Origin of the sequence: Dendronalium phyllosphericum CENA369 (assembly GCF_016056275.1) — a bacterium.
In the GTDB taxonomy this organism is placed as follows: domain Bacteria; phylum Cyanobacteriota; class Cyanobacteriia; order Cyanobacteriales; family Nostocaceae; genus Dendronalium; species Dendronalium phyllosphericum.
Window position 1 is genome coordinate 87778 of record NZ_JAECZA010000228.1, and the last position, 14008, is coordinate 101785.

Below are 14008 nucleotides of genomic sequence, written 5' to 3' on the forward strand. Positions count from 1 at the left end.
CTACGTTTACAGCAGTTGCACAAATTCCATAGCTGATTTACTGGACTGTGAGGATTCTCGCCAAATCGCTTCCGCCGCTTTTAGCCCTCCTGTTTGCAGTCGAATAATCGGTTCTGGGCCTACTGCGGATGGTAAAATTCCCATATGCCCCGGTTTTGGCTCTATTTCTGGGCACACTGGTATATGATGGGAGACCAAGGCTGAACGCTCGATGTCTCCCCAGTACTGAGCTACCAATGCTCCTGGCCAATACTTGGCAATGAGAGCGGCATTTGTGGCAGTTAATACTGGCTCCGGGCACGGTTGTAAAGCCACCAATATTGCATCATAGGTTCGATCGGTAGGTGCTGCTGAGATACTGTCAACAGTGTCTACACTAGCACCAGCATTTACTAAACCGCGTTCAATGAATGAGCTAAAGGGGTTGTCACACAGTAATAAAATATCGCTGGTATAAACGGAAACGCCTGCATCTAGCAAGAGCTTGGCTGCCATAATTCCCAAAAATGAGAAGACATCCACGCCAGGATGCCGTTCGTTGACACCTGCTACTTTGATACCGCGTTGGCGACAAGCTATCAGATCCACATCCTCTGATCTAAACTCCCACGCCTCATACATTAAGCCAATGACTGCTGTAGGCTTCATCCAAGCAATCATCTCTGCATTAATGGGACGGACATGGCCGCTGTTGGTGATAATGTCAGCTTGGGCGACAATATCTTCGGTTTTCTCAGCGAGAAATTGAATCCGATCGCCCACCCCTGCTAGTTCAGCTAGTTCTAATGTCTGGGCTTTGATTTGTTCTAGAGTGCCATAACGGCTACTGCGAGCGATCGCAAATACTTTTTTTGCTCCAGCGATCGCTGCTACTACAGGCGTAACTGCATAGGCTCCTGTGGCTGCTTCTGTAAATACAGTTAAGTTATCGAGTTGCAGTTCGCAGCGCCCAATCGCTTGCTGTATTAACCTGACAAGCCGATGGGAATTTAAACCAGGGCGGGAATCGTACATTAAACAGCTACTCCCCTAACAATGTTTTGCAGATTTTCAGCAACAATATTAATTTGTGCTGGTGTGAGTTCGGCAAACATGGGCAGTGAAAGTACTTCTCTGGCTGCTAATTCTGAGTGTGGAAAATCACCTGGCTTATACCCTAAATCGGCATAAGCTGGTTGCAGATGTACGGGAATCGGGTAGTGAATACCTGTTTGGATACCCTGCTCGTTGAGCTTTTGCTGCAATTCATCGCGTTGGGGCGAGCGTATGGCGTAGACATGATAAACGTGGCGGCTGTAGGGCATGACTGTGGGTACGGTTAAGCTAGAGTCTTTAATTAATGCATCATACTTTGCCGCATGTGCCCTTCTGCCCTCTGTCCATTCCTCTAAATAGCGCAATTTTACCCGTAAGATTGCTCCTTGAATGCCATCCATACGGTAGTTGTACCCTTTGAGTACATGGTGATACTTGCGTTCTTGACCCCAGTCGCGCAGCATCCGCATAGTATGGGCATATTCTGGATTGTTGGTGACTATCATACCTCCTTCACCATAGGCCCCTAAATTTTTGCCAGGGTAGAAACTGAAACAACCAATATCACCAATAGCACCTACCTTTTGCCCTTTGTACTCAGCCCCATGAGCTTGTGCGGCATCTTCGATTACAGTCAAGCCGTGACGACGGGCAATCTCCAAAATTGGTTCCATATCCGCTGGTTGACCATACAAATGCACGGGCAAAATGGCTTTTGTACGTTCGGTTATAGCTTTTTCAATTTGGGTAACATCGATTGTGTATGAAACGGGGTCGATATCTACGAAAACAGGTTTGGCTCCGGTATAACAAATTGCTGCTGCGGTGGCAACAAAGGTAAAGGGTACGGTAATTACTTCGTCACCAGCACCAATACCAGCTGCTAGTAGTGCTAAGTGTAGGGCGCTAGTACCTGTATTGACGGCAATACCATCATCTGCATTGCAATAGTCTGCAAAATCTTGTTCAAAGGCTGTGACTTCATTCCCTAAAACAAATTGCGTACTCTCTAGTACTTTCAATACTGCGGTATCAATTTCGTCTTTAATACTTAAATATTGAGCTTTTAAATCTAAAAATGGAATCATGCTGCTACCTCTGTTAAATTTAGTTCAATTAATCGACCGCGCTGCTTCATTGATTGAGTAGCAGCCTCAAGAATCTTCACTGTCTGTAAACCTGCTTCCCCATCAGTAATGGGGCGACTGCCTTGTGTGATGCATTCAATGAAGTGCAATCCCTCTGTCCGCAATGCTTCTGTCACATCTAACTTGGGCGACCACATATCTCCTGTGCGATACCCAATCAGCATCTGGTAGACGCTTTCAGAACTACCATTAACAGTAATTCCTTTGTCGTAAATTTTGAGTTTCTCGCTGGGTTCCAAGTCATCAAAAACAATCATACGTTGACTGCCGCCAATCAGTGTGCGGCGCACTTTTACTGGTGCTAACCAGTTGACATGGAAGTGAGCTATTAAGTTGCTTTCAAAAAAGCATGTCAAGTAAGCGATGTTTTCGGGTTCTCCGGGAACATGGCTGACACCTGTTGCGGAAACGGCGTAAGGCTGGGACGGCAATACGTAGTTCATGATTGAGAGGTCATGGACTGCTAAATCCCAGATCACATTGACATCATGCTGAAAAAGTCCCAGATTGACACGCACAGAATCGTAGTAGTAAATATCTCCTAATTGATTGCTAGCGATTAAATCGTGCATTTTGCGGACAGCACCTGTATATACAAAGGTATGATCGACCATCAGCACTAGGTTGCGTTTTTCAGCTTCTTCAATTAACCGTTTTGCCTGCTCAGAAGAGGCTGTCATCGGTTTTTCTACTAGTACGTGCTTGCCTGCTTGCAATGCTGCCAACGCTAAGTCGAAGTGAGTTGAAACTGGTGTGGCGATCGCTACAGCATCAATTTTAGGATCTTTAAATATATCTTGACAGTCTGTTGTCACTTGGATGGAAGGATACCGGGCCTGCGCCTTTGCCAAAAGTTCTGGTTTAAAATCACTGACTTTTGTGACTTGAGCATTGGGAATTTCAGCAAAATTCCGCACTAGGTTAGGGCCCCAGTAACCATAGCCAATTACACCGATATTAACCATGTTTTTTATTGTTTTTAACTAATCGAAGTCTCTTTTGAATGAACTAGTAAACTCTACTATTCACGCAGGTGGTCGTTTTTTTAGACGAGCGCTATTTGACCGCAGTTTAGTACAAAATTTTACAAGGTTTCTACTCAATTTACTTTATCTTTGCAACATATATCAGAATTACCTAGCAGTTTCCCAATACATCTGAGGTATTAAAACGATTGAAATATGACAAAAAGTTGGGTAAAATAATTTTATACTTTCCTCTTAGCAGCAAACACTCGCTCATCCAAAATCTCAAAACAAAAAGGGTTTTATCGCTTTTTCACAAGCATTTAAAAATATCTCATTTTTAACCTCCTTTCAAGAGATTAGATTACTCAATAAAATTATTTATGTCTAACTTTCATCCATCTGTTTTTAAAATATTTAATCCCTGGGATTAATGCTAATCCTAATCCAACTATTGATGATTTTGGTTCTGGCACTGCTGGCGATGCTTTAGCTTGAAATAAAGCATAGTTTGCTTTTTCATTACTTAATACAAAAATGTCTTTACTTTCTCCTTTAACAGTAGACCAATTTGTAATAAAGTCATCTATTTTGTTGATGGTATACCATGATTTATCTTCAGCTTTTATGCTTTGATATGGAACCAAAACATAGGAAAAATTATTTATTTGTTGGGGGATTGATGATTCGTTACTGAATAGAGATATAAAACTATCTACTGTATTTGTTGCTCCTTGGGAATTGTTCCAAAATGTCGGCGTTTTAAAATTAGAGCTATCAGGAGAACCAAACAAGTTTGTAAAAGTGTCAAACCTAAAAGTAACGTCATAAGTTATGCCATCAACTACTAAACCATCAATGGCACTTACATTACCTGGACTACGATATTTTACCTGAGCAGCTTGAGTTTGAGTAACAGTAGCAAAGGTAGCAGCAAAGCTAATAACAGAAGCTACACCCAATACTAATTTTGAGCTAATTAAATTTTGGTAGAACAAACCTGTTTCTGTAATCATTGTAAGGAGTAATCTCACATCTCACTGATTACAGAATATCAAAAATCGTACCTTCTATACTTGACTATATGTTGTTATTTTGGTAATGATTTGAAGAAGAAAAGTTCATATATTTATTTTGAGTGGATATATGCTCAATGCCAAATGTGTAGGTTGAAATCAGCTTACTATATAGTTGGATTTTCTAGCTAATTAGTATTAGCTAAAACTACTAGCTGTTATTTCTGCATTTTGGCAGCGATCGCGCACATCACCAACCACTCGAGCTGGTACTCCAGCTACAATTGTATAGTCCGGAACATCAAGAGTCACTACCGCTCCAGCCCCAACTATCGCTTTTTCACCAATAGTTACACCTGGCAAAATCGTAGCGTTACTACCAATAGATGCACCATTCTTTACTAAAGTTTTGACTGCATACCAGTCATCTTCAGTTTTCAAACTCCCATCTTCATTAGTTGCACGCGGATAAAGGTCATTGGTAAACATCACTCCATGACCAATAAATACCTCATCTTCAAGAATGACCCCATCACACAGAAAGCTGTGGGATGAAATTTTACACCGTTTGCCTACGGTGACATTTTTTTGAACTTCTACAAAAGTACCAATTTTCGTATCATCACCGATCGCGCAACCATATAGATTGACGAGATTGGGATGAAAAATTTTCACGTTACTGCCCAACTTGACATCATCATTTACTGCCATTACTTATTTACCTATTTCACTAAAGCTCAATTAATACTTTTCAACAGTTTTCCAAACAGCGTCTTCTAGATAAGTACACTCATCAGCTTGCCATTGATATTCTTCACGCTCAATGTTGTGCATGGTAACTTCAAACGGACAAATCTCTGTGAGATTTTCTAGCAGAGTATCGCTGCGACGCTCAGAAAACCATGTTGTTACGGTATACGAACCCATATACAACCTAAACTTTGGTATTTCACATCGGACAATAAATGTTCCTGGCTCTCGACGATATGGTGCTTGAGGATCGTAAAACCAGAAAATACACATAGCTTGTCGAAGCTCATTTACCACTTGAAAAGAGAACCACAGACTTTCATGCGGCTTAGTTACCTGTAACGCAAACTCGAAAGTAATCGGTTCTCCCCAAGAGTGAATACCGTCTCCCTCCGAGGCATATACTCGCGCCCAAGCTACATGATTGCCTGTTTTATTCAAAGGAGCTTCATAGTAGGCTGATTGCTCGTTAAAGGTTTTTTGTCCAGCGATATATAACTGTATAGCTTTGACGGTATCCCCATCAAACTGAATATTACCTTTAGAAAGGAGTATGCAACGCTTGGTAAGTTGGGCAATAGCTTGCATAGTATGACTGACAAACAATACTGTGCGCCCCTCTTTTGTCGCTACATCCCCCATTTTTCCCAAGCACTTCTTTTGGAATGCAGAATCGCCCACTGCTAAAACTTCATCCACAATTAAAATTTCTGGCTCCAAGTGAGCTGCTACGGCAAAAGCAAGGCGCACATACATCCCAGAAGAGTAACGTTTAACAGGAGTATCTAAAAATTTCTCAACTTCGGCAAAGGCAACAATTTCATCAAACTTTTTCTTAATCTCAAATCTACTCATTCCCAATACAGAACCGTTGAGATAGATATTTTCTCGCCCGGTTAGTTCTGGGTGAAAGCCTGTACCAACTTCTAATAAGCTTGCTACCCGTCCTTTGATGACAATTTGTCCTTTTGTAGGTTCAGTAATACGACTCAATATTTTTAATAGTGTCGATTTACCTGCGCCATTACGTCCAATAATACCTATGGCTTCACCTTGTTTAATCTCAAAAGATACGTCATTCAGTGCCCAAAATTCCTCACGAGAGGGATTAGGCATTTTTTTACCATTAGGTTGAATAAATTTCTTGCTTAGAGACATTGCTCTATTAGCAAGCACATCCCGTAGAGCTTTATAGCGATAACGACTTGAATCGTCTTGCTGGTGAGCAATGATATATTTTTTACTCAGATTTTCTACTTGAATTATACTATTAGCCATCTATACTATATCCAGCCTAAATTACGTCAGCAAAAGTCCGTTCCATTTTGCGGAAGTACCAGATACCACTTACTAGCAAAATTACAACTAATCCCAAAGATAGTATGAATCCTTGCCAGTAAATTTTTGACTCCCCACCTAAAATAGCCCAACGGAACCCATCAATTACGCCCACCATTGGGTTCATAGAGTAGAGTAAACGCCACTTCTCTGGCACAACGTCACTACTAAATCCTACGGGTGATATGTATAACCCGAACTGCACAATAAATGGCACAATATAGCGAAAGTCACGGTATTCCACGTTTAACGCTGCTAGCCACAGCCCTACCCCCATGGAAGCGGCAAAGGCTATACCAATAAATAATGGCAGTGTCAGTATCCGCCAATCAGGCACAAAGTTATACCAAGCCATCAACCCCAGCAAAATGATTCCAGAAACCATGAAATCTACAAAGCTAACAATTACAGCACTAATGGGCACAATCAAACGCGGGAAGTAGACCTTAGAAATTAGATTTGAATTACTAATTAGACTATTACTGCACTCACTTAAAGCACTGGAAAAAAACTGCCAGGGTAACATGGCAGCAAAGACTAGAATTGGATAGGGTACTCCGGTGGGTGCAGGCAATCCTGCTAACTTTCCAAAGACTACGCTGAACACCACCATAGTTAAAAATGGTCGGATTAGTGCCCAAGCTATGCCAATGAATGTTTGCTTGTAGCGCACTAAAATATCTCGCCAAGCCAGAAAATAAAACAGTTCTCGATAGCGCCACAGGTCTTGCCAATATTGGCGTTCAGCACGCCCAGCCTCAATCACCAATACCTGCTCAGATGGCATACCTTGACTACTCATACTATTAATTAAGAAGACTATTATTTTTAATGTTTAAACTATAAATTGGAAATCTTTCACACCATGAAAGCTAACCAGCCTTGCATGTCTGCGAGTAAATTCGCTGACGGAAGGGTTGCCTTGAGGATCGATTACTCCTGTCACCTGCTGCCACAGTTCTTGTGGCGCTAAAGATAGTTCGTAAGTACCTCCGTCGGACTTACGAACGTAATACCAATTTTTCTGCTGACAATATTCACACCAGAAAGCTTCTAGCCACTCGCCTTCTATAGGCACTGCGGTTTTATTTGCTACTAGCATTGATGCATTTCGCCGACTCATACCTCGTTGCTGCAACTGACTTGGTCGATCGGCAAATATCTGATATTTCTGACTAACGCTATCTAGATAGCAGCCATGAATTGGGCAGTAGATAGCCCTTCGTTTTGAGCGTTTCCGATTGCGATCGCACCTTCTCTGCAATTCTACCTCCCATATAAATACAACACAAAAAACAAGGAAGGTTACGTTGGAGGGACTGAGATCGAAATGACCATCGAAGCCCAACTCCGAAAACTTACAGTTTATTATTAAAGTATAGGAATTAAATCAATCCCTTTATTTGGTAACTTTGTTTCTTGACAAATATTCTAGAAAAAGAAGTTAATTTTTTGGCTCTCGTAGAAGTTTCCTATTCAAGTATTTTGTACGGTTTAATTTGTCTGTATAAAATATTTCATATATAGAATGACTTTGTTACTTTTTGCCTCCTTGTATATACGCAAATGATAACATGTTTTGACACTGTTTGATTTTTTTATAGAAAATTAATATAATGTTTAAAATTAAAATATTTTTTATTACTGTGAAAATATTATAAAGTGAATTCAAACTTGTTCATGAAAAATTTAAGGAATTAATTTTTAATTACTGTCACAATAGATGTTCGTTTTTGCTAATTATTAAACAGAGATAAAGTTTTATTAAACCTTCAAATAAGATAGTTGATCTTTCAGATTGCTCTCGATAACAGACAGCAGAGACAGAGAAGGCACTAAAACTTAGAGTTCAACTGTCAGTACCCCGATCTAGTAACCCAAAGCTCTGCGCTGTAACAATTGTTATGATGGAGTTGAGAAAAAATTTATAGTTGTAAAAGTAGTGAATTAGTATATATTCAAAAGCCTAGATTCAAATATAAAAGTAAATGTTCCTCTAAAAGAAGAATTTTTCTCTTTTAGTTAATCTGTATAGGATTAATTATAGAGAAAGTGCCACCAAACTCAGAAAATCAATTAAAACTAATATTAATAAATGCCTTCTTTTATGAACTGTCCCCTGAAAAATTCTGGAAGGGCAGATAAACTGGAATACGGTACTTAGCTTGAAGAGCTACTTACTGTTAAGCTGTTGTGTATTTATAATGCACAACAGCTTAACGAGAAGCAAATTGAAAGCACACAGCTTTTAATCTGTTAAATTGATGATTTCATTGGATTAAATATTCCAAAAGCTTATTTTGTAGGGCTTTCAGACATAGTTATTAACTCGTCAGAATCAGACAACATTGCTTGCTGCAAAACATCAAGGTATTGTTGAGAAATAACTTTGGGTGTGAAATGCGATCGCATATACTTACGACCTGCTTTACCCATCCGTTCTGTTAGTTGGGGATCGCGACTAAGCAAGCGAATGAATTGAGCCAGACCATGACTATCTCCATTATCAAAAGTAGCACCACAATCAGCTTCTGCAATTAGTTGCTTTAAGTATGAATAAGGCGAACATACTACTGCTACTGGTCTTCCGGTGGCGAAGGCTGAATACAGCTTGCTAGGAACAACCAAACTCTCTGTAGATGCATCCACACTTACTAATGACAAATCGCAAGCCGTCAGCGAATAAGGCAATACCTGCTTGTCTTGATATGGAAGAAATGTGAAATTGTTTAGCCCTAATCGTTTCACTTCCTGAATTAATTCATCGCGTTTTGCTCCACCGCCAATGCACACAAACTGAATCGGCTCGTCTTGCAGTTCTTTGGCGGCTTCCAGCATGGTCTCAATGTCATGACAGCGACCCATATTGCCAGAATAAAGTACGGTGAATGTGTTCACTAGGTTATGCTTCCAGGCAAACCAATTTTCTTGCTTGCTGATTGGCACAATCAAGTCAGGGTTAGCCCAACTGTGAATAACAGAAATCTTATCGGCTATCTGCGGACAGTTTTCTACTACCCGTTGTTTCATGCCTGGACTAAGAACCACAATACCTTTAGCGTTTAGCCAAATTTGTCTGTTGAGTGCCTTCCATAATCGCACAACCCAGCTACGCTTTGACACTACTCCCAGCGCGATCGCGATATCTGGATAAAGGTCATAAAGAATGCATACATAAGGTAGACGGAACAACAAGTAAGCTAGATATCCGATAATTGGCAAAAATGGGGGAGCTGTGGTCAACAATAATACGTTATTGCGCCGCCAAGCTCTGAGTAAATAGAGTGCTGCACGTAAGGTATATAAAACACCATTGACAGCTTTACCGCGAATTCTTCCCGGCCAGAGTTGGGCAGTGCGCGATCGCTGAATTCGGATTCTGTCTTTTCGTTCAACTGCTGGAGCTGTATGAGATTGAAACGCATATCCAGGCTGACTGGTGAATACTTCAATATCCACACCTTGCTGCCCTAACTGTTTTACGAGTTCTTCAATCAACTGTCCTGTAGCAGCATAGTCTGGAGGAAAAAACTGAGTCACTACAGATAACTTGAGTGATTGCTGAGTTTTTATAGTATTACAATGCTCATTTTTATCTTCTAACCGAGTAGAAATGGATTGTAAAAATTTTCCATTAATCCATTGATTAAGTCTCATCGGCTGTGCCCTACTTTAGAATTTAGAAATTTTATTGAAAATACAACTGAATAATTTGCACAAAAAACTTGCCTGATAGCGATCGCAATTTTCAATCTCTCTAGGCTTAATGTATTTAACAACTGCTATACAAGTATTTTTTCTGGCTTATTTGTGTATACCAGCTTTCTTGGTAACACAGCTTGATTAAGACAAAATTGCGTACTTGTTTGGATCTGGTAGATGCGACTCTTTGGAACAAGAAACACAACGAGGAGGAAAACGAAGTCTGAAAATAGCTACGTACAGTTTACTGCTAGGGGATACAGCTTTCCCTATCGCAAACTGTTCTACAGGCTTCTAGGGAACTTTTTATGTCCAAAGAGATACTTCAATAGTAACAACCACTATTTCGCAATAATACTGACTGTCAGTTGAAAAATTCGGACTTTACGGTTATGTGATTGTGTTTGCTGTTTATTCACCTTATTTTTGCTTTATTGTTCTTAAGGACATTGTAGTTTCTGCTTAGAGTATTATCCCCTAATTTTTTTACTACATGCTATTTTGAACCCTAGAATACCATGTTTCAAATTTAACCCTTATACTTCATCAAAAATTTATGTTATTAGTTTTTTTTTAAACAAAATCTTTACAAAATTGATATTTTACTCTGTATCTTTTCCTATGTATAATTATTATTAATAATAACTGATAGCCAATATTTATAGTGAGTTTATTACAAATTTTCTTGACTGGCAAGAAGAATACTTGAATATCCTGAGATCGAGTTAGCGCACAGGATAGGCAACTTCATTTTTTCACACTTGTATATTTTTGAGATTTTCTATTTAGTAAGTTTTCAAGTATTTCTCATCTAAAGCGAAGTAAAATATTCATACTAAATAATTAGCTGCTGATTCTGAACATTAAAAGGTTTTCAATCGAGAAATGTAAAAGGTAATTACTCAGCGATTTTTACTGAAACCACTTACCTTAGCTGATTGTGGCTTATTTTTTGGGTTCTTCTTACCCCTACCGCGATCGAGGAGAAGGAGTAATGAAAGTCATGCGGAGCGCATCAACGATAACACTTTCTGTGGAGTATAACCGAAGAAATACGTAAACCGCAAGTCCATCCAGTGTAACTACCAGAACGACTTTATTAATCTATTTTTTCTATAATTTACACATAGCCTCTGATATTTTCAGCTACCTGACTCAAGCTTTTAAAAACTGTTAAGCTAATGTGCATCCATGCAATTCGCATATACGAATTTTGTCAGTAGTGTCACAAAATATTAACAAACGATGGATGATTATCCTTTTCAACCCTCAAATTCCGATCGCACTCACAATGTTTCTCCATTTCCTCAAGCTCAACCTGTTCCCTGGTCTGAAGGACAAGGAGACGACTGGAGTTTGCAAGATTTTCTGAATATTTTACGACGACGAGCGCTGGTCGTTGTCGGGGTAGCTATTACTGTAATGGCAACAGTTGTTATAAATTTGGCACTCAACCAAAAGCAACCAGAATATGAAGGCAATTTTCAGTTGTTAGTGGAACCTGTTAATGATGACAGCAGTACGGTAGATATTGTCAAAGACACTACTAGTTCAAACAAGTCTACTCTCGATTATGAAAGTCAAATTCAGGTTCTTAAGAGTCCCGAATTAATGGGAAGTGTTATTAAGCAGTTACAAATCTTATATCCAGAAATTAACTATGATTCTCTGCTGGCATCTCTCAATATTACTCGGCTAGGTGAAACTAAAATTATAGAAGTTAGCTATCGAAGTAACGATCCAAATCAAATTAAAGTCGTACTAGACCGAGTTGCGAAAGAATACTTAGAATACAGTCGAGAAAAAAAGCAGACTAAGTTGCGTCAAGGAATTCAGTTTGTTGAAGCAAAACTGCCAGTGGCTCAAAATCGTGTCAATCAACTACAAAAAGAGCTACAAACGTTCCGACAAAAATATGACTTTATTAATCCAGATACCCAGGTTGACTTAGTTATTGGTCAAGTTAGGGCTGTGACTGAGCAACGACAAGCCGTTAACCGAGATTTGGCACAAGCTCGTGCTAATCTTGCTATTCTCCAGGAAAAAAACGGTCAATTGGCAGCATTGAATAGCTCTTCTTTATATCAGCAGTTGATTGCTCAGGTGCGACAATTAGACGTTCAAATTGCTACTGAGTCAACGCGCTTCCAAGATGACAACCCAACTCTCCAAGCATTGAAGGAAAAAAGGGAAAGCTTAAAACCTTTAGTTGTCCAGGAAGCACAACGCGTTTTAGGCACAAAACTTGCAGAATTAGATAATCAAGTTCAGACTCTAGAAGTGCAGAGCCGAGAACTGGCGAAAACAGAACAAACACTCGAACAAAAACGCAAGCAATGGCCGATATTAGCACGGCAATACACCGACCTTCAAAGCAAATTACAAATTGCAACTGATAGCCTAAATCGTTTTCTCTCTACCCGCGAAACCCTGAGCATTCAAATATCTCAGACAGAACTAGGTTGGCAGTTACTTAAAGCACCTACTAAACCAGAATATCCTGTTGCTGCTTCCGATCTTAAACGCAACTTTATATTGGGATTAGTTGCAAGTATCCTCTTAGGAATTGGCGTTGCTTTATTATTAGAAAAGCTGGACAATACATACCATAGTGCTTCTGCTCTGAAAGACAAGGTGAAATTACCATTATTAGGAAATATTCCATTTGAAAAGCAAATTCCCAGACATCAAAACCGCATTCATGCCCATTCTTTAAAAGAAAACGGTCAAGAGTCTTTGTTAACAAATAATCAATGGGAAAAGCAAGTTCCCAGACATCAAGAACGTACCTTTGCTCAAGAAAGCCCCTTAGCAAGAGTTCCAAATCACTTAATTGAGAGTATTAATAAATCTACTACTGTATCCGCACAAGATTACAATAACTATTCTAATCAGTTTTTAGAAGCTTTACGAGTACTTTATGCGAATATTCAACTGCTCCGTGCCGAGCGGCAAATTAACTCTATAATTGTTAGTTCGGCGATGGCAGGTGACGGTAAATCTACAGTTGCTTTTCATCTAGCTCAAATAGCTACAGCAATGGGACAAAAAGTACTTCTTGTAGATGCAAATCTTCGTCAACCTGTGATTCATACTTTATCAGGATTAAATAACTTATGGGGGTTGAGTAATTTAATTTCTACAAACTCACCAGTAGGAGAAGTGATTCGCCAGCTACCTTATATGAGTAGATTATGTGCTATTACAGCCGGGCCAATACCACCAGATCCTACACAATTACTCTCGTCTGACAGGATGAAGCGATTAATGGCAGAGTTCCATAATGCTTTTGACTTAGTGATTTATGATGCTCCCCACTTGAGTGGGTTAGCTGATGCGACTTTATTAGCACCATACACAGATGGGATTTTAATGGTGGTAAAGATAGACAAAACAGATGCTTCTGTACTGGATAGAGCTTTAGATAATCTTAAAAATTCGCGGTTAAATATCTTAGGGATAGTGGGTAACGGTCAGAAAAGCAACTTCAGCAGTTATTAAGAAATGAAGGCTGTGGTTTATAGAAGTTAAATAAAAAGGCTTTTGGCTTCACTTATGAAGCCAACATTACGTGTGTGATTTTTTACTCGTTATTTAAGGTAAAAACCCAATCCGTTATTCTAGCTTTTTTATTGGCGATCGCTACTCTTGTAAGAGTCTATTAGAACTAACAAGCGCTAAAATTAATAACATCAATTGGATCTGCCAAGGAGCCAAAATCAAACTGAAAATGAGGCTGATAATTGTGAACAAACCTATAAGATAAGCTATTTCGCGATCGCACTTTTTAGATAAATAGCCAGTTGCTAAACCTGTAAAGAGGGGAATTAAAAAAAACAAAGGCATTTTACTAACCTCTGAACTAAAAGTAGAAATTGAGACAAACTAGATTAAGACTGTTTTTTCTAATTGTGGTTAATTCTACCTCCAAGCATGTTTTAGTTACAACAGTCTATAGAAATAAATCGTTAGTAAAGTCAAGATCGGGTAATTATTCGGTAAATAAGTTTAACACTCGCTGCTAGTATTATGAGAAAGATTTAGCATATAACCT

At 39.3% G+C, this 14008-nt stretch carries 11 protein-coding genes; 1 reads left to right on the top strand and 10 read right to left on the bottom strand.

What is annotated here, in order from left to right:
• Positions 1-6: 6 nt before the first annotated feature.
• The 9 genes from I8752_RS25690 to I8752_RS25730 all read right to left on the bottom strand — a co-directional run bounded on the left by I8752_RS25690 (position 7) and on the right by I8752_RS25730 (position 9909).
• Complete coding sequence (locus I8752_RS25690; protein WP_214435063.1) at positions 7-1014, bottom strand: Rossmann-fold NAD(P)-binding domain-containing protein; 1008 nt, start codon at positions 1012-1014, stop codon at positions 7-9.
• The gene (locus I8752_RS25695; protein WP_214435064.1) at positions 1014-2123 is read right to left on the bottom strand and encodes a DegT/DnrJ/EryC1/StrS family aminotransferase; all 1110 of its coding nucleotides are present in this window, start codon (positions 2121-2123) and stop codon (positions 1014-1016) included. The genes I8752_RS25690 and I8752_RS25695 overlap by 1 nt, the downstream gene beginning before the upstream one ends.
• Positions 2120-3157 (bottom strand): Gfo/Idh/MocA family protein, encoded by a 1038-nt coding sequence (locus I8752_RS25700; RefSeq protein ID WP_214435101.1) that lies wholly within the window; start codon positions 3155-3157, stop codon positions 2120-2122. Before I8752_RS25700 ends, I8752_RS25695 begins: the two co-directional genes overlap by 4 nt.
• A gap of 368 nt (positions 3158-3525) precedes the next feature.
• Positions 3526-4164: a hypothetical protein gene (locus I8752_RS25705; protein WP_214435065.1), complete on the bottom strand. Its 639-nt coding sequence runs from the start codon at positions 4162-4164 to the stop codon at positions 3526-3528.
• A 198-nt stretch (positions 4165-4362) separates the two neighbouring features.
• Positions 4363-4875, bottom strand: coding sequence for an acyltransferase (locus I8752_RS25710; RefSeq protein ID WP_214435066.1), 513 nt, complete (start codon positions 4873-4875; stop codon positions 4363-4365).
• Between the two features lie 30 nt (positions 4876-4905).
• Positions 4906-6192 carry an ABC transporter ATP-binding protein gene (locus tag I8752_RS25715; RefSeq protein ID WP_214435067.1) on the bottom strand — a complete coding sequence of 429 codons (1287 nt, stop codon included), beginning with the start codon at positions 6190-6192 and terminating at the stop codon, positions 4906-4908.
• A 16-nt stretch (positions 6193-6208) separates the two neighbouring features.
• Positions 6209-7054, bottom strand: coding sequence for an ABC transporter permease (locus I8752_RS25720; protein WP_214435068.1), 846 nt, complete (start codon positions 7052-7054; stop codon positions 6209-6211).
• A gap of 33 nt (positions 7055-7087) precedes the next feature.
• On the bottom strand, positions 7088-7516 hold the full coding sequence (locus I8752_RS25725) for a hypothetical protein (protein WP_214435069.1): 429 nt from the start codon (positions 7514-7516) through the stop codon (positions 7088-7090).
• A gap of 1031 nt (positions 7517-8547) precedes the next feature.
• Positions 8548-9909 carry a glycosyltransferase family 4 protein gene (locus I8752_RS25730; protein WP_214435070.1) on the bottom strand — a complete coding sequence of 454 codons (1362 nt, stop codon included), beginning with the start codon at positions 9907-9909 and terminating at the stop codon, positions 8548-8550.
• Positions 9910-11199: 1290 nt separating this feature from the next.
• On the opposite strand from I8752_RS25730, the gene I8752_RS25735 reads away from it, so the two are divergent.
• Positions 11200-13455: a GumC family protein gene (locus I8752_RS25735; RefSeq protein ID WP_214435071.1), complete on the top strand. Its 2256-nt coding sequence runs from the start codon at positions 11200-11202 to the stop codon at positions 13453-13455.
• Between the two features lie 141 nt (positions 13456-13596).
• Here the strand turns inward: I8752_RS25735 and I8752_RS25740 are convergent, their stop codons facing one another.
• Positions 13597-13800, bottom strand: a complete 204-nt coding sequence (locus I8752_RS25740) for a hypothetical protein (RefSeq protein WP_214435072.1) — start codon at positions 13798-13800, stop codon at positions 13597-13599.
• Positions 13801-14008: the final 208 nt, after the last annotated feature.

What these genes read in the sequence shown, in the direction of transcription:
- I8752_RS25705 (WP_214435065.1), bottom strand. Translation starts at nt 4,164, where the DNA reads ATGATTACAGAAACAGGTTTGTTCTACCAAAATTTAATTAGCTCAAAA.
- I8752_RS25710 (WP_214435066.1), bottom strand. Translation starts at nt 4,875, where the DNA reads ATGGCAGTAAATGATGATGTCAAGTTGGGCAGTAACGTGAAAATTTTT.
- I8752_RS25715 (WP_214435067.1), bottom strand. Translation starts at nt 6,192, where the DNA reads ATGGCTAATAGTATAATTCAAGTAGAAAATCTGAGTAAAAAATATATC.
- I8752_RS25735 (WP_214435071.1), top strand. Translation starts at nt 11,200, where the DNA reads ATGGATGATTATCCTTTTCAACCCTCAAATTCCGATCGCACTCACAAT.
- I8752_RS25720 (WP_214435068.1), bottom strand. Translation starts at nt 7,054, where the DNA reads ATGAGTAGTCAAGGTATGCCATCTGAGCAGGTATTGGTGATTGAGGCT.
- I8752_RS25690 (WP_214435063.1), bottom strand. Translation starts at nt 1,014, where the DNA reads ATGTACGATTCCCGCCCTGGTTTAAATTCCCATCGGCTTGTCAGGTTA.
- I8752_RS25695 (WP_214435064.1), bottom strand. Translation starts at nt 2,123, where the DNA reads ATGATTCCATTTTTAGATTTAAAAGCTCAATATTTAAGTATTAAAGAC.
- I8752_RS25730 (WP_214435070.1), bottom strand. Translation starts at nt 9,909, where the DNA reads ATGAGACTTAATCAATGGATTAATGGAAAATTTTTACAATCCATTTCT.
- I8752_RS25740 (WP_214435072.1), bottom strand. Translation starts at nt 13,800, where the DNA reads ATGCCTTTGTTTTTTTTAATTCCCCTCTTTACAGGTTTAGCAACTGGC.